The organism is Janthinobacterium sp. PC23-8 (genome assembly GCF_002250505.1).
Classification (GTDB): domain Bacteria; phylum Pseudomonadota; class Gammaproteobacteria; order Burkholderiales; family Burkholderiaceae_D; genus Janthinobacterium.
This window is the reverse complement of record NZ_NJGY01000004.1, coordinates 156,537-175,425: the sequence shown is the minus strand read 5'-3', so window position 1 is coordinate 175,425 and position 18,889 is coordinate 156,537. Positions and strand designations below refer to the sequence as shown.

18 protein-coding genes are annotated in these 18,889 nt (G+C 61.5%); 14 read left to right on the top strand and 4 right to left on the bottom strand.

Going from position 1 to position 18,889, the window contains the following annotated elements:
• The coding region (locus CD932_RS24350) for a PKD domain-containing protein (protein ID WP_094445484.1) at nucleotides 1-1,626 on the top strand (1,626 nt) is incomplete at its 5' end.
• Nucleotides 1,627-1,929: 303 nt separating this feature from the next.
• On the opposite strand, the gene CD932_RS24345 is transcribed toward CD932_RS24350, so the two are convergent.
• The gene (locus CD932_RS24345) at nucleotides 1,930-2,508 is read right to left on the bottom strand and encodes a superoxide dismutase (RefSeq protein ID WP_094445483.1); all 579 of its coding nucleotides are present in this window, start codon (nucleotides 2,506-2,508) and stop codon (nucleotides 1,930-1,932) included.
• Nucleotides 2,509-2,653: 145 nt separating this feature from the next.
• Entirely contained in the window at nucleotides 2,654-3,673 is a 1,020-nt protein-coding gene (locus CD932_RS24340; protein WP_094445482.1) for a LacI family DNA-binding transcriptional regulator, read from the bottom strand.
• A 309-nt stretch (nucleotides 3,674-3,982) separates the two neighbouring features.
• Here CD932_RS24340 and CD932_RS24335 point away from each other — a divergent pair, with 309 nt between their 5' ends.
• The 6 genes from CD932_RS24335 (at nucleotide 3,983) to CD932_RS24310 (ending at nucleotide 12,168) form a co-directional block, all read left to right on the top strand.
• Nucleotides 3,983-5,260 carry an ABC transporter substrate-binding protein gene (locus tag CD932_RS24335; RefSeq protein ID WP_094445481.1) on the top strand — a complete coding sequence of 426 codons (1,278 nt, stop codon included), beginning with the start codon at nucleotides 3,983-3,985 and terminating at the stop codon, nucleotides 5,258-5,260.
• A 9-nt stretch (nucleotides 5,261-5,269) separates the two neighbouring features.
• Nucleotides 5,270-6,274, top strand: coding sequence for a carbohydrate ABC transporter permease (locus tag CD932_RS24330; RefSeq protein ID WP_094445480.1), 1,005 nt, complete (start codon nucleotides 5,270-5,272; stop codon nucleotides 6,272-6,274).
• Nucleotides 6,271-7,116 carry a carbohydrate ABC transporter permease gene (locus CD932_RS24325; RefSeq protein WP_176461127.1) on the top strand — a complete coding sequence of 282 codons (846 nt, stop codon included), beginning with the start codon at nucleotides 6,271-6,273 and terminating at the stop codon, nucleotides 7,114-7,116. The genes CD932_RS24330 and CD932_RS24325 overlap by 4 nt, the downstream gene beginning before the upstream one ends.
• Nucleotides 7,117-7,139: 23 nt before the next feature.
• Complete coding sequence (locus tag CD932_RS24320) at nucleotides 7,140-8,519, top strand: GH1 family beta-glucosidase (protein ID WP_254926752.1); 1,380 nt, start codon at nucleotides 7,140-7,142, stop codon at nucleotides 8,517-8,519.
• A 1-nt stretch (nucleotide 8,520) separates the two neighbouring features.
• Nucleotides 8,521-9,561: an ABC transporter ATP-binding protein gene (locus tag CD932_RS24315; protein WP_094445478.1), complete on the top strand. Its 1,041-nt coding sequence runs from the start codon at nucleotides 8,521-8,523 to the stop codon at nucleotides 9,559-9,561.
• A 126-nt stretch (nucleotides 9,562-9,687) separates the two neighbouring features.
• On the top strand, nucleotides 9,688-12,168 hold the full coding sequence (locus CD932_RS24310; protein WP_094445477.1) for a TonB-dependent receptor: 2,481 nt from the start codon (nucleotides 9,688-9,690) through the stop codon (nucleotides 12,166-12,168).
• A 64-nt stretch (nucleotides 12,169-12,232) separates the two neighbouring features.
• On the opposite strand, the gene xseA is transcribed toward CD932_RS24310, so the two are convergent.
• A complete protein-coding gene (xseA, locus tag CD932_RS24305; RefSeq protein WP_094445846.1) occupies nucleotides 12,233-13,591 on the bottom strand; it encodes an exodeoxyribonuclease VII large subunit in 1,359 nt (452 codons plus the stop codon).
• Between the two features lie 395 nt (nucleotides 13,592-13,986).
• On the opposite strand from xseA, the gene CD932_RS28475 reads away from it, so the two are divergent.
• On the top strand, nucleotides 13,987-14,205 hold the full coding sequence (locus CD932_RS28475; RefSeq protein ID WP_141213363.1) for a hypothetical protein: 219 nt from the start codon (nucleotides 13,987-13,989) through the stop codon (nucleotides 14,203-14,205).
• Between the two features lie 24 nt (nucleotides 14,206-14,229).
• Here CD932_RS28475 and CD932_RS28470 read toward each other — a convergent pair whose 3' ends face one another.
• Nucleotides 14,230-14,571 (bottom strand): hypothetical protein, encoded by a 342-nt coding sequence (locus CD932_RS28470; protein ID WP_141213362.1) that lies wholly within the window; start codon nucleotides 14,569-14,571, stop codon nucleotides 14,230-14,232.
• A 323-nt stretch (nucleotides 14,572-14,894) separates the two neighbouring features.
• Between CD932_RS28470 and CD932_RS24300 the strand changes: the two genes are divergently transcribed.
• The 6 genes from CD932_RS24300 (at nucleotide 14,895) to adk (ending at nucleotide 18,795) form a co-directional block, all read left to right on the top strand.
• Nucleotides 14,895-15,497 carry a MotA/TolQ/ExbB proton channel family protein gene (locus CD932_RS24300; RefSeq protein WP_094445476.1) on the top strand — a complete coding sequence of 201 codons (603 nt, stop codon included), beginning with the start codon at nucleotides 14,895-14,897 and terminating at the stop codon, nucleotides 15,495-15,497.
• Nucleotides 15,494-15,937, top strand: coding sequence for a biopolymer transporter ExbD (locus CD932_RS24295; protein ID WP_094445475.1), 444 nt, complete (start codon nucleotides 15,494-15,496; stop codon nucleotides 15,935-15,937). The genes CD932_RS24300 and CD932_RS24295 overlap by 4 nt, the downstream gene beginning before the upstream one ends.
• Before the next feature lie 5 nt (nucleotides 15,938-15,942).
• Complete coding sequence (gene lpxK / locus CD932_RS24290; protein ID WP_094445474.1) at nucleotides 15,943-16,977, top strand: tetraacyldisaccharide 4'-kinase; 1,035 nt, start codon at nucleotides 15,943-15,945, stop codon at nucleotides 16,975-16,977.
• Complete coding sequence (locus CD932_RS24285; RefSeq protein WP_094445473.1) at nucleotides 16,958-17,134, top strand: Trm112 family protein; 177 nt, start codon at nucleotides 16,958-16,960, stop codon at nucleotides 17,132-17,134. The genes lpxK and CD932_RS24285 overlap by 20 nt, the downstream gene beginning before the upstream one ends.
• Before the next feature lie 3 nt (nucleotides 17,135-17,137).
• On the top strand, nucleotides 17,138-17,899 hold the full coding sequence (kdsB, locus tag CD932_RS24280; protein ID WP_094445472.1) for a 3-deoxy-manno-octulosonate cytidylyltransferase: 762 nt from the start codon (nucleotides 17,138-17,140) through the stop codon (nucleotides 17,897-17,899).
• 239 nt (nucleotides 17,900-18,138) lie between these two features.
• Nucleotides 18,139-18,795 carry an adenylate kinase gene (gene adk / locus CD932_RS24275; protein ID WP_094445471.1) on the top strand — a complete coding sequence of 219 codons (657 nt, stop codon included), beginning with the start codon at nucleotides 18,139-18,141 and terminating at the stop codon, nucleotides 18,793-18,795.
• The last annotated feature ends 94 nt before the right edge of the window (nucleotides 18,796-18,889 follow it).

Below are 18,889 nucleotides of genomic sequence, written 5' to 3'. Positions count from 1 at the left end.
ACCGGCACCTACGTGGCCAGCCTGGTCGTCAACGACGGCAAAGTCAGCAGCCAGACGGCTACCGTCTCTATCACTGCCACTGCCGCTAATGCTGCGCCTGTTGCCAACGCCGGAGCGGCTCAGAACACCGTCACCGGTACAATTGTGACGCTGGACGGCAGCGCCAGTTCCGATGCCAACGGCGACACGCTGACATATGCCTGGACGCTGACCGGCAAGCCTGCTGGTAGCGTAGCAAGCCTGAGCAGCCCATCATCGGCGAAGCCGACTTTCGCAGCTGACGTAACCGGCACCTACGTGGCCAGCCTGGTCGTCAACGACGGCAAAGTCAGCAGCCAGACGGCTACCGTCTCTATCACTGCCACTGCCGCTAATGCTGCGCCTGTTGCCAACGCCGGAGCGGCTCAGAACACCGTCACCGGTACAATTGTGACGCTGGACGGCAGCGCCAGTTCCGATGCCAACGGCGACACGCTGACATATGCCTGGACGCTGACCGGCAAGCCTGCTGGTAGCGCAGCAAGCCTGAGCAGCCCATCATCGGCGAAGCCGACATTCGCAGCTGACGTTATCGGCACCTACGTGGCCAGCCTGGTCGTCAACGACGGCAAAGTCAGCAGCCAGACGGCTAACGTCTCTATCACTGCCACTGCAGCTAATGCTGCGCCTGTTGCCAACGCCGGACCCGCTCAGTCGGCCTATCTGGGTGATGTAGTTCGCTTGGACGGCACTAGCAGCACTGACGCCAACGGCGATGCTTTGACATATGTATGGGGCTTTCAGTCGTACGCCGGTTTCTTTGCCCCCACCCTCACGGGAGCTAACACAGTGCGGCCGTCCTTCACCGCCAGAGATTCCGGTACCTATGTACTTTCACTGATCGTGAACGATGGGCGTGCTTCCAGCACAGCCTCAAGGGTGACGATTACAGTGGCAGACGGGGTCGGACCAACACCCGCTGGTAGCGGTTTGGTGGTTCAGACTGGATTGAATTTCTGGACTTTTGATGAACCAACCATGAACAAGAAGGTTGACTTCAGCTGCGGCCAATTCTTAATGGCCATCGACAGCCGCCCCGATGGAGTCGTCATTGGAATTTCTTCTTCGCAAATCTTTGAGGTGAACCCGGTGTCGGGCGTGTGTTCAGCTCGTGGCAACACTGCCGAGCAATTGAGAGCCCTCGCGGTGTCCGCCCAAGGTCAATTGCTCGGGATGTCGTTAAGCCAGTTTACGCCGTCAGCGGGTGCTAGCCCAGCGCATCGTCTGCATAAGCTGACCAGCAGCGGCGCTTCCCAGTCATACGTCTATATGTCGGGTGCGTCAAACTATGTGCAGGCAATTGACTTTGGGCCGGACGGGCAGCTCTATGGGATCGGCATCATTTCAGGTGGCGGATGGGCAATTTTGCGCATCGATCCCAATACCGGCGTTAATTCGGTTGCCTTCGTGATGCAGATCGCCCCGACCCTCGGCGATATTGATATCGATGCATCAGGCGTACTGCGGACGATGATTGACGGCCGTCTCTATAAGTTCAACATCAGTACGGGGGCGTTGCTGTCTACAACGACGGTGCCAAGCTTCCCACTCGGCAGTTCTTTTGCGCCAATTGTCTATGTGCAATAAATGTGATTTTTAGAGCGCGCTAATTGCTGGAAAGATGAGGCCAAGGTTCCTGATCCACAATAATGGACCAGGAGTTTTCCTGCATCATCAGCACGCCAGCGAACTATGTCATCACCCAAGTCTCCAGCCCAGGCTCCCCGGGCCGCGTCTCCGGCCCGCCGCTTTTAGTCTTTTAATCTTTCACGACGAAATAAAAAAAGAAGCCAGTGCCGGGGGCAGTGACTTCTTTTTTCAGGGGCAGCCAAAAGCGACAAACAGAGCTTTTGGCTGCCTCGGGCGTTTTACGTTGTCAGCAAACTGCGCTTACGCGAAGTTCCCGGCAACGAATTCCCAGTTCACCAGGCCCCAGAACGTTTCCACGTACTTGGCGCGCAGGTTGCGGTAGTCGATATAGTAGGCATGTTCCCAGACGTCGCAAGTGAGCAGCGGCTTGTCGCCGGTAGTCAGCGGGCAGCCGGCGTTCGAGGTGTTGACGATGTCGACCGAGCCGTCGGCTTTTTGCACCAGCCAGGTCCAGCCGGAACCGAAGTTGCCGACGCACGACTTGGTGAATTCTTCCTTGAACTTGTCGAACGACGACCATTTGGCGTTGATCGCGTCAGCCACGGCACCAGTAGGTGCGCCGCCGCCGGCCGGCTTCATGCCGTTCCAGTAGAAGGTGTGGTTCCATACTTGCGCTGCATTGTTGAAGATGCCGCCCGACGATTTCTTGATGATCTCTTCCAGCGACAGGTTCTCGAACTCGGTACCCTTGATCAGGTTGTTCAAGTTGGTGACATACGCCTGGTGGTGCTTGGCATAGTGGTATTCCAGCGTTTCTTGCGAGATGTGCGGCGCCAGGGCGTCCATTGCGTACGGCAGTGGTGGCAGGGTATGTTCCATGTGATGTCCTTTATGGTGGTTGTTCGGGTTATCCGGCCGGAGCCGGACAGTCGAGCCAGTTATTCTTGCTGAACGAGCCACTATTGTAAAGCGGATGCGCCTTTGCTGCTGCCGGCCACACCGTAAAGGGGTGTCAGTGCATGGATCAGCGCACCCTGCGCGTGGTTTCGCGCACGACCAGTTCCAGTGGCGGGATGGCTGCCTGTACGGCGTCGCCGTTGATCAGGGCCAGCAACGCCTCGGTGGCGATGCGGCCGATATCGTACAGCGGCTGGCGGATGGTGGTCAAAGGCGGCGTGGTGTAGGACGAGCCGGGCAGGTCATCGAAGCCCACCAGCGAGATATCGTCGGGCACGCGGATGCCCTTGCGGTACAGGCACAGGCGCACGCCATAGGCGGACAGGTCGTTGGCGGCGAACACGGCCGTGAACTGCTGTTGCGTGTCGAACAAATGGTTCATGGCCAGCATGCCGCTCGCTTCGTGGAAGTCGCCTTCGGCCATCAGCTTCGGGTCGAGCGCGATATCGGCTTCGCGCAGCGCTTTTTCATAGCCGGTCAGGCGCTCGGCCGCGTCGCTGTTGTTGGACGGGCCAGAAATAAAGGCGATGCGGCGGTGGCCCAGTTCGATCAGGTGGCGCACCGCAAGATAAGCGCCGTATTCATTGTCGAGCTTGAAACCGATCGCGTTGTGCCTGGCGATCTGGCGGCCGGTCGAGACGATCGGGCGCTGCTGGGCAAAATCGAGCACGCTCTGGTCCGAGATGCGGCCCGACAGCAAAATGATGCCGTCGACTTTCCTGGCCAGCAGCAAGCGGATGCGGTCTTCCTCTTCCCGGGCGTTCCAGTGGCCGCTGACGATCACCGAGGCGTAGCCGGTGTCCTTCAAACCATCGTCGACGCCGCGCAGGCTCTCGTCGAAAAACGGGCTGGAAATATCCTGCACCACGATGCCGATCGTCATCGAGCGGCCTTTTTTGAGGCCCTGCGCCATCTGGTTGGGCGCGAACTTCATGTGGGCGATCGCCGCCAGCACCGCGTCGCGCTTGTCGTCCGAGACCCTGGCCGTGCCGTTCAGGATGCGCGAGACGGTACTGGGTGACACGCCGGCCTGGCGCGCCACGTCAAGCAGGGTGGAGGGAGGGGCGGCGTGATGGGTGTCGTTCAAGGTCTATCCTGGATCAAAGATGCCGGCCTTCAGTGCTCTGAAAACCTTTTCAACGAAAGATTACCATAAACCGGCGGCAGGCTTGCGGCAAGCATCTTGAAAACGTTTTCATAAAAAAACCACAGTCGTCATCCGCGCTGTTTTTCCCGTTTTCATAGGGAAAACAGGGGCGCTGGCGGCATGCCAAATGCCCATCTTAAAATAAAAGACAACTTTTTCGGTTGACTTCATTTTCTTTGCGGTGTTAAATGGCTGCATGTTGTGAAAACGTTTTCAAGATAGAAGACGCTCAAAAACGGAGACGAAATAATGAAGTCAATCACCCTTGGCGTGAGCGCACTGGTCACGTCACTGCTGGGCAACTGCGCCATCGCGGCAGCGCCGCCCGCTGCCGCCCCGGCGCTGGCGCCCGCCACCATCACCGTCGCCTCGTTTCCCGACCTCGACCGCGCCGTGAAAACGGCCCTGCCGCTGTGGGAAAAACTGTATCCGCAAGTGAAAGTCAAACTGGTCAGCCTGCAGATCGACGACCATCACAATTCCATGACCACGGCGCTGGCGGCCGGCGCGCGCCTGCCCGACGTGATGGCGATCGACTTTCGCTATGTGGGCAGCTTCGCCGAATCGAAAGGCATGGAAGACCTGTTGCAGCCGCCGTACGGGGCAGGGCAGTACCGCGACAGGTTCGTGCCGTTCACGTTCGTGCAGGCGACCAGTTCGCGCGGCACCCTGGGCGCCATGCCGGCCGACCTGGGGCCGGGCACCCTGTTCTACCGCAAGGACCTGATGGACAAGGCCGGCATCAAGGAGGCCGACCTGACGCAGTCGTGGGAGTCGTATATCGCCGCCGGCAAGAAGCTCAAGGCGGCCACCGGCACCTATCTGCTGGCCGGCGCCAGCGACCTGGCCGACATTTACATTCGCGCCAACCTGAAGGACGGCGAAGGCATTTATTTTGGCGACAAGGGCCAGGTGCTGGTCGATTCGCCCCGCTTCGTGAAAGCCTTCGAGCTGGCGAAAGCGGCGCGGGTGGCCGGCATCGACGCGCGCACCGTGGCCTGGACCGGCGAATGGGCCGAAGGCTTCAAGCGCGACAAGGTGGCCAGCCAGATGATGGGTTCCTGGCTGAGCGGCCACCTGGCAAAGTGGCTGGCGCCCGATTCCAAAGGCCAGTGGCGCGCGGCCAACCTGCCGGCCGGCGCGCTGGCCTCCTACGGCGGCTCGTTTTACGGCATCCCGAAAAAAGCCGCGAATAAAACCCAGGCCTGGGAATTCATCAAGTTCATGACGGTGAACAAGGATATTCAGCTGCATTCCCTGAAGGAGATCGGCGCCTTTCCGGCCCTGAAGGCGGCCTACCTTGATCCGATGATGGACGAGCCGCAAGCGTATTTCGGCGGCCAGAAAACACGGCTGCTGGCGCGCGAGACGGCGGCGAAAATTCCCGTGATCAGGGTCGACAAGTTCGACGCCGTGGCGCGCGATATCGTCAATATGGAGCTCGAAAGCGTGCTGGCGCAGAACAAGGATATCAAGACCGCGCTGGCCGACGCCAAGGCCTTGATCACGCACCGCGCGCGCCGCTAGGGAGCCGTCATGACTGTTCATTCTTCGTCGGCGGTGCCGGCGCAGCAAGAGGCAGCCGCGCCAGCGGCGGCGCGGCTGCGGCCTCGACGCTTCAATATGAAAAAGTGGGCGCCGTATATTTTCATCAGCCCCTTCTTTATCCTGTTCGCCATTTTCAGCCTGTTTCCGCTGCTGTTTTCCATCTACCTGTCGTTCAATCAGTGGGAGGCGGCCAGCGGCGTCGAGGCGATGCAGTGGGTGGGGCTGGACAACTACAAGTACGCGCTGAGCGACCCGTGGTTTTTGCGCTCGCTGGGCAATACCGTGTGGCTGGCGCTGGCCTCGGGCGTGCCGCAGCACCTGGTGGCAATTCCGCTGGCGGCGTTTATCCACAACAGCTTCAAGCGCTCGCGCAACCTGGTGATCGGCATCTACTTTTTACCGTTCATTACCTCCAGCGTGGCCATTGCCATGGTGTTCAATACCCTGTTTTCACGCGACTACGGGCAGATCAATGTGCTCATTGCCTGGTGCGCCAGCCTGCCCGTGATCGGCGGCCTGTTTCCCGCCGAATCGATCGACTGGCTGGGCAGCTCGCTGTTCATCAAGCCGGCCGTGGCCTTCGTGATTTTCTGGCGCTATCTGGGCTGGAACCTGGTGCTGTATCTGTCGGCGCTGCAGGTGATCCCGAAGGACCTGTACGAAGCGGCCACCATCGACGGCGCCTCGAAACGCCAGCAGTTCTGGTACATCACCTTGCCGCAACTCAAACCGATGATCTACCTGGCCGTGACGCTCACCATCATGGGCAATCTGCAGCTGTTCGAGGAGCCCTTCGTGCTGGTGGCCGAGTCCAGCGGCGTGAGCCAGTCGGTGATGACGACCGCCATCTTTGTCTACAAGACGGCGTTCTCCTCGGGCGACTTCGGCACGGCGTCGGCAATTTCCTGGCTGCTGTTCCTGATCATCGCCAGCACTACCTGGGTCAACAACCGCGTCTTCAGCCGCAATGAACGTAAAGAGGCACAGCGATGAGCGCCACGAACATTTCCGCCACCGCCACCAGCGCGCGCTGGTCGGCTTACGCCATGGTGGCGATCGGCACCATGATCATGGTCGCGCCGTTCTACTTCATGTTCGTGTTCGCCACGCATACCAGCGCCGAGATCTACAGCCTGCCGCCGCCGCGCTGGTTCGGCACGGCGCTGCTGAATAACCTGGAACTGCTGCAGGAGCGTCTGCCGTTCTGGCGCAATATCGGCATCAGCCTGTACGTGGCCCTGATGACGACGGCGCTGACGCTGTTTTTTTGCTCGCTGGCCGGCTATGCGTTCGCCATGTACGAGTTCCGCTTCAAGCGCCCGCTGTTTACGCTGGTGATGGCGTCGATGATCATTCCGTCGTTCATGAACATGATACCGACCTTTATGCTGATGGATTTTCTGGGATGGCTGGACCAGCCGCGCGCCCTGTATGTGCCGGGCGCCGCCGGCGCGCTGGGCATCTTCCTGATGCGCCAGTATATCGGCACGGCGATTCCGAAGGACCTGATCGAGGCGGCGCGCATCGACGGCTGCGGCGAATTTGCCATCTACTGGCGCGTGGTGCTGCCGCTGATCGGGCCGGCCATGGGCACCCTGGGCTTGATCACCTTTATCAACTCCTGGAACAACTTCATCACGCCGCTGGTGGTGATGCGCTCGGTCGAAAACTACACGATTCCGCTGGCGCTGCGCAGCATGCAGGCGCCGAACAACACGGAGTGGGGCGCCCTGATGACGGGTGCGGCGATTGCCGTGCTGCCGCTGCTGCTGATGTTTTTTGTCGCTTCAAAACGCCTGATCGAAGGCTTGACCCAAGGCGCCGTCAAAGGTTAAGCCGTTCCTTTTAAACCACCAACATGACACCAACCACCATGCATAACGACGATACCGTTACTCAATTTCCCGCCACCTTTACCTGGGGCGTGGCCACCAGCGCCTACCAGATCGAGGGTGCGGCCGCCATCGATGGCCGCGGCCCGTCGATCTGGGACACTTTCAGCCACACCGAGGGCAAGATCACCGACGGCAGCAATGGCGACGTGGCCTGCGACCATTACCACCGCTACGCCGACGATGTGGAACTGATCGCCAACCTGGGCGTGAACGCCTACCGATTTTCCATGTCCTGGTCGCGCGTGCAGCCCACCGGTTCGGGCGCCTGGAACGAGGCCGGCTTCGATTTTTATGCCCGATTGCTCGACGCGCTGGCCGCCAAGGGCCTCGACGCCCACCTGACGCTCTACCACTGGGACCTGCCGCAAGCCTTGCAGGACGAAGGCGGCTGGCTCAATCGCGCCACCTGCTATCACTTTGCCGCCTATGGCGCCGAAGTGGCGCGCCGCTTCGGCCACCGCGTGAGCAGCATCGCCACCCATAACGAACCATGGTGCACGGCGGTGCTCGGCCACGGCACGGGCCAGTTCGCGCCCGGCATGGCGGACCCTGTGGCCGCCGTGCAGGTATCGCACCATTTGCTGCTGTCGCACGGCCTGGCCATGCAGGCGATGCGCGCCGTGGCGCCGTCGGCCAAGCTGGGCATCGTGCTCAATCAATGGACGGCGACGCCGGCCACCGACAGCGCCCGTGACCGCGAATTGGCCGAACTCGAATATGCGCGCTCGGTGCAGTGGTATATGGACGCCATCTTCAAGGGCCGCTACCCGGCGCTGGCCCTGAAACATATCGACGCTTCAGCTTTGTCGATCTTTGAAAACGATTTCACGGACATTAAACAGCCGATCGACTTCCTCGGCGTGAACTACTACACGCGCGCCTTTGTCAGCGGCGAGACGCCGCCGCGCAAGCCCGAATGCAAGCTGGGCGTAAACGACATGGGGTGGGAAACCTATCCGCAGGGGCTGACGGAACTGCTGGTGGGCCTGCACCGCGAGTATCCGCTGCCACCGGTCTACATCACTGAAAACGGCATGGCGGTCGCCGACAGGCTCGATGGCGGCAAGGTCCACGACCAGCCGCGCATCGACTACGTACAGCTGCACCTGGACGCCTTGCGCGCCGTGATCGCCCAGGGCATCGACGTGCGCGGCTATTTCTACTGGAGTTTGCTGGACAACTTCGAGTGGAATTCGGGCTACGCCAAGCGCTTTGGCATGGTGTATGTCGATTACGCCACGCAGCAGCGCAGCCTGAAGGACAGCGCCCTGTGGTACCGCGACTTTATCGCCGCGCAGCGTGCGCTGCATGCGCCGCAGCTGGCGACGGCCGGGGAGCGCTGAGATGGCCGCCATCTCGCTGCGCGGCATCCGCAAGACCTATGGCGATGGCCCGGAAATCGTCAAGGGACTTGACCTCGATATCCATGACGGCGAATTCATGGTGTTTGTCGGGCCGTCCGGCTGCGGCAAGTCGACCCTGCTGCGCATGATCGCCGGCCTGGAAGACATCAGCGCCGGCCAGCTGCGCATCGGCGACATGCTGGCCAACGACGTGCCGCCGGCCGAGCGCGGCATCGCCATGGTGTTCCAGAGCTATGCGCTGTACCCGCACATGACGGCGCGCGAAAACATGGGTTTTGCCTTGAAGATGGCGGGCCGGGCCGAAGCCGACGTGCGCGTGGCCGTGGGCAGGGTGGCCGAGATTTTGCAGATCACCCATCTGCTCGAGCGCAAACCCAAGGCCCTGTCCGGCGGCGAGCGCCAGCGCGTGGCGATCGGCCGCTCCATCGTGCGCCAGCCCAAGGTGTTCCTGTTCGACGAGCCGCTGTCGAACCTCGACGCCTCCTTGCGCGTGCAGACCCGCATCGAGCTGGCCAAGCTGCACCAGGAACTGGGCACGACGATGATTTACGTGACCCACGACCAGGTCGAGGCGATGACCCTGGGCGACCGGGTCGCCGTGTTCCATGGCGGTCACCTGGAGCAGGTCGGCGCGCCACTGGATCTGTACCGCCATCCGGCCAGCCAGTTCGTGGCCGGCTTTATCGGCGCGCTGCGCATGAACTTTTTGCCGTGCGCCGCCGTGCCGGGCCTGGCCGCGCAACTCGGTGGCGAACCAGGCATGCTGGTCGGCATCCGCCCCGAACACCTGCGCCTGGTTTCACCGGGTAATGGCTACGGCGCCACCGTCACCCTGATCGAGCAGCTCGGTGACGCGCAGATCGTCCACGCGACGGTGGACAACAGCAGCCACGCCCTGGCCATCAAGCTCCATGGCGAGACGCGCCATGCGCTGGCACAAGGCAGCGCCATCGGTTTTGTGCCGGAAGACGGGCACGCATTTCTGTTCGATGCCGGCGGCCGCGCCGTCGCCAGGCACTGAAGCGATGGAGGCGTCATGAATTCGAGCTGACCAGCGGCTTAAAAACAGCAGCAGAAAAAAAGAAGGCAATGGCCGCAGAGCCATGTATTCAATCATTCAACCAGTGGCAGGTAGAGGAGACACATCATGAAACAACCAGCACGCAACACCATCGCCAGCAGCCTGGCCCACGTCACATTTGCCCAGCTGATTCTGTTGGGCAGTGGCGCCGCCATGGCCCAGCAGGCCGACACGCCCGCGCCCGCGGCAGAGGCAGCCACGCCAGCGCCGGCAGCCGCGCCGGCAGCCGGACAGATGGACCGCATCGTCGTCACGGCCACGCGCCGCAACACCTTTGTGCAGGACACGCCGCTGGCCGTCACCGCCTTCAACCAGGACACCCTGCAGAATAACCAGGTCAAGGACCTGGCCTCGCTGGCCACCATGGTACCGAGCCTGGTGGTCGAGCAGCATGGCGACTCGGGCGGCGTGCACGTCTATATGCGCGGCGTGGGCTCGGCCAACCACACGGAGCTGGGCGACCCGGCCGTCGCGTTTTACGTCGACGGCGTGTATTCGCCGCGCCCGCAAGGCGCCACGGCGCTGATGTATGACTTGTCGCACGTGGAGGTGGCGCGCGGCCCGCAGGGCACGCTGAACGGCCGCAATTCGACCGCCGGCGCCGTCAATCTGGTGTCGGCCGCGCCGAACACCACCAAGCTGATGGGTTCGGCCGGCATCACGGTGGGCGACTACCGCCACCTGCAGACGCAGGCCATGCTCAATATCCCGTTTTCCGACGACGTGGCGCTGCGGATCGCCGCCATCAAGGACAGCCACGACGGCACGGTGGATTTTCGCCGTGGCTCGAACGTGATGCCGGGCGCGGCCAAGTACGGTGCCGGTGACCAGATGGGCGTGCGCGCGTCCCTGCTGTGGAAGATCACGCCGCAATTGCGTGGCACCTTTATCGCCGATTATTTTCTGGATCAGGGCGCCGGCAACGTCTACCTGGCGGCCGAACCGAAAGCGGGCGAAAAACTGCGCTCGGCCCTGATCGACACCCCGGGCACGCTCGATCAATCGATCTTGACCTACAAGGGCAAGCTCAATTACAAGCCGACCGACGGGCTTGATTTCACTTACCTGGGCAGCTGGAGCCGCTACAAGCGCCAGAACAGCAACGATGCCGACGCCGGCCTGTTCCCCGGCTTCAAGTCGGAAAACCGCACCGACTGGGCGCAGTTCGACAGCTATTCGCACGAGCTGCAGGCGCGCTCGGACGACGAGGCGCCGTTCCAGTGGGTGGCCGGCGTGTTCCTGTTCAACGAGAAGAACAAGGTGCGCTTCGATATCGACCGCAGCCAGATTTCGCAGGCGGCGGTGCAGCAGGATATCGCCAACGGCGCGGTGATTTTCGTCCAGCCCACCGTTGGCCAGTACGCCTCGTCGATGTCGTTCATCCAGGGTGACCGCCAGCTGAAATCGAAAGCCGTGTTCGGCCAGGTCAGCCAGCAGGTCAACGACCAGCTCAAGCTGACGGCCGGCGCGCGCTACACCAAGGATCATAAATTCGATATCGGCGGCCAGAACTGGGCCTGTCCGAACTGGCCGGCCAACACGCCGCTGGGCACCACCGTGCTCACGCCCGACCAGATGGCGCAACTGGTGAAGCCGGGCACGGGCCTGGCCAACACGCACAATATCGGGCCGGGCGGCGCGATCACGGCCGCTTCCTGCGGCAATACGCCGGGCGACAATACGGCCGACCTGAAATACGGCCAGGCCACCTGGCTGGGCCGCATCGAATACAAGCTGCGGCCCGACATCTTGCTGTTCGGTTCCGTGACGACCGGTTTCCACTCGCCGGCCATCGGCGACGGCGGCGCCACCACCAAGCCTGAAAAACTGACCAGCTATGAAATCGGTTTCAAGTCCGACCTGCTCAATCGTCAGCTGACCCTGAACCTCGACGCCTTCCTGATGAAGTACAAGGACAAGCTTGAATCGCAAGTGGTCAACAGCGTGCTGGCCAACTTCAACGCGGCCGGCGCCACCGTCAAGGGCCTGGAAGCGGAATGGGTCTGGCGCCCGACCAACATCGACCGTTTGACCGGCAACGCCACCTGGTTGAAAGCCGTATACGACGATTTCCTGTCGTGCGACGTCGACGCGGCGCGCGCCAGGGGACTCACCTGCGGCAGCACCGCGCCGCTGGTGAACGTCGGTGGCAGCACCATGAAGCACGCGCCGAAGTTCTCCACCACGGTACAGTACGAGCATGACTTTTCGGTGGCCGGCGGCCAGTTGACGCCGCGCGCTTCGGTGCACTACGAAACCATGACCTATGTCGGCGCGGGCGCCTTCAACGGCGACGTGCCGGGCCACGCCGGCGTCAAGCGCCAGGAAGCCTATACCACGCTGGACCTGAGCCTGCGCTTCCAGCCGGCCAACAAGGCCTATACGGTCGAGGCATTCGTGCAGAACGCCACCGACAAGGCAGTCAAGCTCGACGTCAATGAAATCTGCACCGATGTGGGCATGCCATGCCAGCCGACGCAGCAGATCTACGGCGCCTTCTACAACGCGCCGCGCACGTTTGGCGCGAGGGTGTCGATGAAGTTCTAGGCAGCAGGGCAGGGAAGGTTCTTCAGTAGCATGTTTTGGCCGGGTGGCGACACCCGGCCTTTTTTTATTCCATCACCGTTTGCACGCTGGCGACGCCCACCTCGGCGCTGCCTTCGGCCAGGCGCACGTTGAGACTCTGGCGTGCCTTGAGCTGCGCGGGCGAGCGCACGACGGCGCCCTTTTCGTCGCGCACGATGGCGTAGCCGCGCTCCAAAGTGCGCTGCGGGTTGAGCAGTTCAAGCTGCGCCGCCAGGGCGCCCAGCTGCTGGCGCCGACGTGCGAGCAGCTGAACGATGGCCGCGCCGCTTCGGCGCCGCGCTTCCTGCAGCCGGGCGCGCGGCACCGTCACGTCGGGGCGCAGGGCGGCCCAGCGGTGGCGCAGGCGGTCCAGTGCGTGGAGTGACTGGTTCAGCGGCGCGCGCGTGGCGTGCGTCATGGCGGTCGACAGGGCCAGCAGTTGCAGGCGCTGCTGTTGCAACTGCGCCCTGGGGTTGAGCAGGCGGCGGCTGTGGCGGTCCAGCGTTTGCGCCGCGTCGTCCAGGCGCCGGCGCATGGCGCGGCGCAAATCGGTGGCGTCGGCGCGCAGGGAAGCGAGCCAGTCGGCGCGCGGCGTGGCGGCCAGTTCGGCGGCCGCCGTCGGCGTGGCGGCGCGCAGGTCGGCCGCAAAGTCGGCAATCGTGAAATCGGTCTCGTGGCCGACGCCGCTGATCACCGGCATGCTGCAGTCGGCGATGGCATGGGCGACAGCTTCATCGTTGAACGACCATAAATCCTCGATGCTGCCGCCGCCACGGCACACCAGCAGCACGTCGCATTCGGCCCGCTGCGAGGCGGTGCGGATCGCCTGGGCGATTTTTTCCGGCGCCTGCTGGCCCTGCACCGGGGTGGGGTACAGAATGATGGAAACGTGCGGCGCGCGCCGCCGCAAGGCCGTCAGCACGTCGCGCAGGGCGGCCGCCTGCGGGCTGGTGACGATGCCGATGGTGCGCGCGAACATCGGGATGGCGCGCTTGCGCTCCACGTCGAACAGGCCTTGCGCCGACAGTTTGTCCTTCAGGCGCTGGAACGCTTCGTACAGGGCGCCGACGCCGGCGCGGCGGATCGCTTCCACATTGATCTGGTAGTCGCCGCGCGCGCCGTACAGGGTGACCAGGGCGCGCACCTCGACCTTGTCGCCTTCGCGCGGCGTAAAGCCGGCGTACTGGGCGCGGCCACGGAACATCACGGCGCGCACCTGCGCCGCGTCATCCTTCAGGGTGAAATACCAGTGGCCGGAACTGGCGCGCGTGAAGTTGGAAATCTCGCCCGCAATCCAGGTCAGCGGAAACGAGCGTTCGAGCAGGCGCGCGACGGCCTGGTTCAGGGCTGTCACGGTCAGCACGGGCGGGGCGGCAAAGCCGCTGTCTGCGGCAGGTTCGTTCATCATGGTCGGGCGTTCCACAGGGGAAGAAAAGGGATCTGTCCACATCTTGTCGGCGAGGTCATGCTTATGTCATATATCAGGAAAAACAACAAGTTTTATTTCCAAGTCATTGATTTTATGGTGATTTTAACCATGCCTGATTTGCGTGCAGCAGGAAAAAGTCCTTATATATCAAGCACCTCAGCATTCCGGCAGGCACTTACGCACAAAGTTATCCACAGAAATTGTGCGGAACTATTTGCTGCGGATAACGACAACTCGGCGAGGCCATTCGCCAGGTAAATACGGCGCTGCTGTATTTTTACGCATGGAAATAAAAGCATTGTAAATCAAGGACTTGGTGCGGTGCAAATGGCCTTGCGCACAATCTTATCCACAAAAAATGTGCAGAACTTGTGGATATCGACGATATTATCCACCGGCGCCTGTTTATTTCTCCTTGCCTGATTTTTGCGCAATGTAAGAATAGTCTTACAAATCAAGGACATAAAAAAATGGGTACAGGCTTGCGCACAATCTTATCCACAGAATATGGGGAGAACTGGATAAATCGTTTGTCCGATCGCGGCGGTTTTTTGCCGTTGCATGCTGGAAATGTGCTGCACTATTTTTAAGCAGTTATGAAAAATCCTTTAAAATCAACGATCTTCATTAGAGCCAAGATGCTTGCTCACAATCTTATCCACATTTTTTGTGCGGAACTGCCACTGGCTCGGAAAACGCTGCTGATCTTGCGATGGCAGTGGCTGGTAACGCCCGTTTCCCGCTTCTGCCTGTTTTTTAATCGATGCAATAAAAACGATATAAATCAATGTACTTGGCGCCTGACGCTGCGCTTGCACACAATCTTGTCCACAGATTGTGTGCAGAACTTGTTGCCGCCGAATCGTCCGCAATGCGCTTGTGCTGCCACATTTTTGCGCAGTGAAAACTTTTCCTTTAAAATCAATGACCTGCTGATGATTGAGGGCTTTGCGCACAATCTTGTCCACAGTAAATGTGCAGAACTTTGGTTTCATTGATTAATTAACATTGACTAGCTGTGAAAAGATGCTATGCCTGTATTTTGCGCATGCCATGAATCATCAATGAAATCAAGTACTTGCTATGCGTTGAGGGGGCTTGCGCACAATCTTATCCACACAATATGTGCAAAACTGCGGCAACGGGTCGGCGCCGTGCCGCGCTGGCAGCTGGCGCGGATGCGACAAGCGCCACTTGCCGACGGCGCTGCAAAGCGCTACATTGCGCCATTCGATGTTTTGCCTCTGCTTCACACGACACTTTCTTTCCAGGAGTTCCTTTGCTCGCTATATTCCAAGCCGCCGGCTGGCCTGTCTGGCTGTTGTTGATCGCTTCCATCGTCGCGCTGGCCCTGATCATCGAACGATTGCTGTATCTGCGCCGTGCGCGCATCCTGCCGCGCAAGCTGTTCGATGAAGTGGTGCAGGTCTATCGCAGCGGCAAGATCACCCCCGACACGATCGCCAAGCTGGAAGCCAATTCGCCGCTGGGCGTGGTGCTGGCCGCCGCCTTGCGCAATGTCGACGCGCCGCGCGAGGTGATGAAGGAGTCGATCGAGGAAGCGGGCAGCGGCGTGGCCCATACGCTCGAGCGTTTCCTCACCACCCTGGGCACGATTGCTACTTTGGCGCCGCTGATGGGCCTGTTCGGCACGGTGGTCGGCATGATCGAGATCTTTGCCTCGCCGGGCGCCACCGCGTCGAACTCGGCGCTGTCGCACGGCATTTCGGTGGCGCTGTATAACACCGCGTTCGGCCTGGTGATCGCCATGCCGGCGCTGGTGTTCTATCGCCATTTCCGCGCCCTGGTCGACAGTTTTGTCATCGACATGGAGCAGCAAGCGGTCAAGTTCGTCGACCTCGTCCATAGTGGCCGCCAATGAACTTTCGTAAAGGCAAGGGCAGGGAAGACCCCGAAATCAATCTGATCCCGTTTATCGACGTGCTGCTGGTGATCCTGATCTTCCTGATGGTCAGCACCACCTACAGCAAGTTGACGCAGCTGCAGATCACCTTGCCGACGGCCAATGCCGAGCAGGCCAGGGACAAGCCGCAGCAGATCGACGTCACCATCGACGCCAAGGGCAATTACACGGTCAACCTGCAGCCGGTGTCGTTCCGCGACGTGGCCGGCCTGGCCGACGCGCTGCAGGATGCGGCCAGCAAAGCCAACGGCGGCAAGCCGCCCGCGCAGACCCCGGTGGTGGTGGTCAACGCCGACCAGCTCGCCATGCACCAGATGGTCATCCACGTGATGGAAGCGGCGCGCCTGGCCGGCTATGAAAAGCTGACGTTTGCGGCCCAGGCTGGCGGCAACAAGTAGCGCCCATGCTGGAAACCACCCTGACCCGCGCCTGGCTCAAACGCGGCCCGCTGGCCTGTGTCCTGTGGCCCGTGTCGCTGCTGTTCGGCGCCCTGGGCGCCGTGCGGCGCGGCCTGTACCGGGCAAACATACTGCAATCGGCACGCCTGCCTGTGCCCGTGGTGGTGGTCGGCAATATTTTTATCGGCGGCACCGGCAAGACCCCGCTGACGATCTGGCTGGTGCAAGCCTTGCGCGAGGCTGGCCTGCGCCCTGGCGTGATTTCGCGCGGGCATGGCAGCGCCGACCGTTCTGCGCGCGCCGTCACGAGTGACTCCACGGCGCAGCAGGTGGGTGACGAGCCGCTCCTGATCTTCCAGCACGGCGGCTGCCCGGTGATGGTGGGACGCGACCGCGCGGGGGCGGGCCGGGCGCTGCTGGCGGCCCATCCCGAGGTCGATGTGCTGCTTACCGACGACGGCCTGCAGCATTACGCGCTACAACGCGACGTGGAAATCGTGCTGTTCGACAGCCGTGGCGTGGGCAATGGCTGGCTGCTGCCGGCCGGTCCCTTGCGCGAACCGCCGCACCGGCGCCGCGACGTGACGGTGATCAATGCGGCCGAGATAGCGCCTGCCCTGGCGGCCACCGTGGCGCCAGATCATGGCCTGCTGGTGCAGATGCGCCTGGCCGGCGGCGTGGCCGAACGCCTTGCCGACCGCCGCGAACAACTGCCGCTGGCGCAGTTTGCCGCCGGCGGCCAGCGCATCGTGGCGGCCGCCGGCATCGGCAATCCGCAGCGTTTTTTCGCCATGCTGCGCCAGGCCGGATTGTGCTTCGACGAGCTGCCCTTGCCCGATCATCATGATTTCCTCGACCAGCCTTTTGCCGCGCTCGACACGGATGTGATCTTGATCACGGAGAAGGATGCAGTAAAATGTGCGCAAATTGAATATCTCAAAGACGACCCGAGACTGTGGGTGGTTCCGGTCAGCGCGCAAATCGATGCCGCGCTGGCCCAACAAATTGTGGAGAAATGTCGTGGACGCTCGACTGCTTGATATCCTGGTCTGCCCTGTTTGCAAGGGCCCGCTTGAATACGATAAAAAGGCGCAGGAACTGATCTGCCGCCCTGACCGCCTCGCCTATCCGATCCGTGACGGCATCCCCATCATGTGGGCCGACGAGGCGCGCACCTTGCAAGACGCCGTGGAATAAACGATGTCCTTCATCGTCATCATCCCGGCGCGCCTGGCGTCGACGCGGCTGCCGGGCAAGCCGCTGGCCGACCTGGGCGGCAAGCCCATGGTGGTGCGCGTGGCCGAGCAGGCCGCCTTGTCGGGGGCTGCGCGCGTGATTGTCGCCACCGACCACGAGGACATCCGCGCCGCCTGCGCCGCGCATGGGGTGGAGGCGTGCATGACGCGCGGCGACCATCCGTCGGGCACCGACCGCATCGCCGAAGTGGCGCAGGCGCTGGGTTTGCCTATGGAGGCTGTGGTGGTCAACCTGCAGGGCGACGAGCCGCTGATCGACCCCAGGCTGCTGGCTGCCTGCGCCGCGCAGATACGCCCCGGCGTGCCGATGGCCACTTGCGCCCACCGCTTGCACGACGCGATGGAGGCCTTCAATCCGAATGTGGTGAAAGTGGTGCTCGACAAGGCCAACCGCGCGCTGTATTTCTCGCGCGCCACCATCCCCTGGCACCGCGACGGCTTTGCGCAATCGCGCGACAGCTTGGCGCCAGGCTACGCACCGCTGCGTCATATCGGCTTGTATGCCTACAGCAATGCGTTCCTGCAGGCCTATCCCGCGCTGGAAGCGTCGCCGCTGGAACAGATCGAAGCGCTGGAACAATTGCGCGTGCTATGGCATGGCCATGCCATCGCCGTGCATGTGACCGACCATGCGCCGGCCGCCGGCGTCGATACGCCGCAAGACCTGGCACGGGTGCAGGCGCACTATCGGGCCGCCGCCAAGTAAGTACTACCCGCAAAACGGCAAGCATGCAAATATAATTTGTGCGTTTGTGACAAATACCACATTTTCAAACGCCAACTTTTATAATTGCTGGCTTTGATCAATCAGCGCATGCCAAATCGCTACCAAACTGGCGCTCCGGCGATTTTTTGTGGTAAGTTTCGTAGGGAAAGATAGTCAAGACGGCACCATCTAAGAATAATTACACATACCCATCCAAAATCTGTTTTTTAGGAACTTCAATGCGTCTCATACTGTTAGGAGCACCCGGTGCCGGCAAGGGCACCCAAGCTAACTTCATCAAAGAAAAATACAATATTCCGCAAATTTCCACGGGCGACATGCTGCGCGCGGCGATCAAGGCTGGTACTGAACTGGGCATGGCGGCCAAAAAAGTCATGGATGCGGGCGGCCTGGTGTCGGACGACATCATGATCGGCCTGGTCAAGAACCGCCTGCAGGACGCCGATTGCGCCAACGGCTATCTGTTCGACGGTTTCCCGCGCACCATCGCGCAAGCGGACGCCATGAAGGACGCCGGCATCAATGTCGACTACGTGCTGGAAATCGACGTGCCGGACGAGTCCATCATCGAGCGCATGGATGGCCGCCGCAGCCACCCCGGTTCGGGCCGCGTCTATCACATCAAGTTCAATCCGCCGAAGGTTGACGGCATCGACGACATCAGCGGCGAGCCTTTGATCCAGCGCGACGACGACAAGGCCGAAACCGTCAAGAAACGCCTCGATGTGTACCACAACCAGACCAAGGTCCTGCTCGGTTACTACAATGAGTGGGCGCAGTCCGGCCTGCCGGGCGCACCGAAATACCGCCGCATCGCCGGCGTCGGCCCGGTCGAGCAAATCCGCGACAGCGCATTTGCCGCCCTGTCGGAATAAGGCAGCACAGAAAGCGGACCAGGGTGTCCGCTTTTTTCATGGATGGGCTGCTCTCGTTTTCAGTGGTGTTTTTTGCAGGTCGTGTTTTCCTGGC

Coding starts and splice junctions, on each gene's coding strand:
- CD932_RS24345 (WP_094445483.1), bottom strand. CDS start 2,508: ATGGAACATACCCTGCCACCACTGCCGTACGCAATGGACGCCCTGGCG.
- CD932_RS24335 (WP_094445481.1), top strand. CDS start 3,983: ATGAAGTCAATCACCCTTGGCGTGAGCGCACTGGTCACGTCACTGCTG.
- CD932_RS24330 (WP_094445480.1), top strand. CDS start 5,270: ATGACTGTTCATTCTTCGTCGGCGGTGCCGGCGCAGCAAGAGGCAGCC.
- CD932_RS24325 (WP_176461127.1), top strand. CDS start 6,271: ATGAGCGCCACGAACATTTCCGCCACCGCCACCAGCGCGCGCTGGTCG.
- CD932_RS24320 (WP_254926752.1), top strand. CDS start 7,140: ATGACACCAACCACCATGCATAACGACGATACCGTTACTCAATTTCCC.
- CD932_RS24315 (WP_094445478.1), top strand. CDS start 8,521: ATGGCCGCCATCTCGCTGCGCGGCATCCGCAAGACCTATGGCGATGGC.
- CD932_RS24310 (WP_094445477.1), top strand. CDS start 9,688: ATGAAACAACCAGCACGCAACACCATCGCCAGCAGCCTGGCCCACGTC.
- xseA (WP_094445846.1), bottom strand. CDS start 13,591: ATGAACGAACCTGCCGCAGACAGCGGCTTTGCCGCCCCGCCCGTGCTG.
- CD932_RS24295 (WP_094445475.1), top strand. CDS start 15,494: ATGAACTTTCGTAAAGGCAAGGGCAGGGAAGACCCCGAAATCAATCTG.
- lpxK (WP_094445474.1), top strand. CDS start 15,943: ATGCTGGAAACCACCCTGACCCGCGCCTGGCTCAAACGCGGCCCGCTG.
- kdsB (WP_094445472.1), top strand. CDS start 17,138: ATGTCCTTCATCGTCATCATCCCGGCGCGCCTGGCGTCGACGCGGCTG.
- adk (WP_094445471.1), top strand. CDS start 18,139: ATGCGTCTCATACTGTTAGGAGCACCCGGTGCCGGCAAGGGCACCCAA.